Source organism: uncultured Blautia sp., assembly GCF_902497045.1.
Taxonomy (GTDB): domain Bacteria; phylum Bacillota; class Clostridia; order Lachnospirales; family Lachnospiraceae; genus Blautia_A.
Window position 1 is genome coordinate 1 of the sequence record NZ_CABVDF010000320.1, and the last position, 2300, is coordinate 2300.

At 43.5% G+C, this 2300-nt stretch carries 2 protein-coding genes; one reads left to right on the forward strand and one right to left on the reverse strand.

What is annotated here, in order from left to right:
* The coding region (locus tag RDS42_RS14225) for a GH32 C-terminal domain-containing protein (protein WP_308784235.1) at positions 1–285 on the forward strand (285 nt) is incomplete at its 5' end.
* 195 nt (positions 286–480) lie between these two features.
* Here the strand turns inward: RDS42_RS14225 and glgB are convergent.
* Positions 481–2265, reverse strand: coding sequence for a 1,4-alpha-glucan branching protein GlgB (gene glgB / locus RDS42_RS14230; protein WP_308784236.1), 1785 nt, complete (start codon positions 2263–2265; stop codon positions 481–483).
* Positions 2266–2300 lie beyond the last annotated feature (35 nt).

Genomic DNA, 2300 nt, shown 5'->3' on the forward strand with positions numbered 1-2300 from the left:
GTCATTGTAGATGTAAAAAAGGCTGAATTAATTTTTAACCGCACAAATGATCTCCAAAAAAAGGAGGGAATTCGTAAATGCAATCTGAAATCGGTAACACAAAAAAAGCTGGAGTTACATATTTATCTTGATTCATCATCTATTGAAATATTTTCAGATGATTATGCAACCGCAATGACAAATACATTTTATTTGCCAGGAGAAGAAAAGGGGCTTACTATTGAAGCTGTAAAAGGAAAAACTTTTTTTACACAAATTACTGTATGGAATATGAAAGAAATATAGGCATAAAATTAAAACGAATGAGATGATATAGGGATATCTCATAGTATGGTCAGTGTGATTTTCTATGAAAAGGGATTATCTGACAAAAACAATACAGGTCTGCTTCCATTTTGTTCAGAAACCATAAATCAGTTTCTGTAACAGATGGGAGGAGACCTGTATGTTATTTTACAGACAGAACTATATCATTTTTAATTATTGAATTTCGTAATACACTGCGGAAAATGCGGGCAGTTCAGCCTGGTATCTGCCGTCGGTTATTTTTCTGGCAGGGCGGCGGCGTTTCCGGTTTCCACCGTAGATTTCCATATCACTTCTAAGCAGCTCTGTGATTTTCTGGCATTCGGGAAGCCTTAACTCATAAGACAGGTCTCTGTCAGAAAAATTAAAGGCAGCAATAATCTTTTCTGTTTTGCTGGTTCTCTGGAAAACATAAACACAGTCCGGCTCCTGATGACAGTCAATCCACTGGAAACCGTCTGCTTCATAGTCTTTTTCCCACAGGGCGGAATGCTCCAGATAAAGTATATTCAGATCTTTCATAAACCGGGCGAATCCACTGTGGATGGGGTAATCCAGAAGCAACCAGTCCTGTTCTCTTTTTTCGTCCCATTCCCGCAGCTGTCCGAATTCATTTCCCATGAAATTCAGTTTTTTGCCCGGGTGAGCATACATGTACATGTAGAAAGCCCTTGCCTGAGGAAATTTTCCGTCATAGTCACCATTCATCTTCTGGAGAATGGTGGCTTTTCCATGTACCACCTCATCATGAGAAAGAGGAAGAAGGAAACGTGCGTCGTAATAATACATCATGGAAAATGTCAGTTTGTGGTATTCACGGCTTCTGTATTCAGGAGCTGTGCGGAAATAATCCAGAGTATCGTTCATCCATCCCATATCCCATTTATAGTCGAATCCCAGTCCCCCGTGCTCCACGGGATCGGTAACCTTTGGAAAAGAGGTAGAATCCTCGGCTGCGAGGATCGCAGAAGGATGGAGCTTTTTCAGTCCCTGGTTCATGTACTGGAGGAATTCCACTGCATTTCCGTTTACGCCCCTGGCCGGATCTCCCTGCCAGTAGATGGCTCTGCTGATGGCGTCCATTCGCAGACCGTCTATATGGTATTCGGTCAGCCAGTAATTGGCGGCGGACTGGAGAAAACTCCGAACCTCTCCTCTGGAATGCATAAAGTTGCAGCTGCCCCATTCGCTGACCCCTACAGCTGAATTAGGATATTCATACAGAGGAGTTCCGTCATACATGGCAAGTCCGTAGCTGTCCAGTGCAAAATGTACAGGAACAAAATCCATGATTACACCGATTCCGTTCTGGTGACAGACGTCCACAAAATATTTCAGTTGTCTGGCAGTGCCATATCTGGAAGTGGGACTGTAGAAGCCGGTAGCCTGATAGCCCCAGGATTCGTCGCAGGGATACTCGTTTAAGGGCATAAGCTCCAGATAATTATAGCCGTTTCTTTTCAGATACGGGATCAGGATAGATGCCATTTCCTCATAAGTATACCAGGCGTCCGGTTTGTCTTCTGGTTTTTTGAAGGATCCCAGATGAAGCTCATAGATGTTCAGGGGTTTTTTACGGCAGTCGCTGCGGCTGTTCATCCATTCTTCATCAGAAAAAGAATAAGAATCCATATCCCGGATCACAGAGGCGGAATTAGGACGAAGCTCCATGCCGAAGCCGTAGGGGTCGCAGTGTTCTACACGGTTTCCGGCTCTGTCGTAAATGCAGTATTTGTACATCATGCCTTCGGTAGCGTCAGGAACAAAAAGCTCCCAGAAATTTCCGTCAGAAATTTTATTCATTTCCCATTCCTGCCAGTTGTTGAATTCTCCGATCACTGTAATGCGCGAAGCGGACGGAGCGAAAGTTCGGAAACAGACTCCCCTGTGCTGAAGATGAGCCCCCAGATACTGGTAGGCGTCAAAAATTTTTCCTGTATAAAATCCGTACAGATCCATAATAATCTCCTTATAGATAATAGACATTAGTTGTT

What these genes read in the sequence shown, in the direction of transcription:
- glgB (WP_308784236.1), bottom strand. Translation starts at nt 2,265, where the DNA reads ATGGATCTGTACGGATTTTATACAGGAAAAATTTTTGACGCCTACCAG.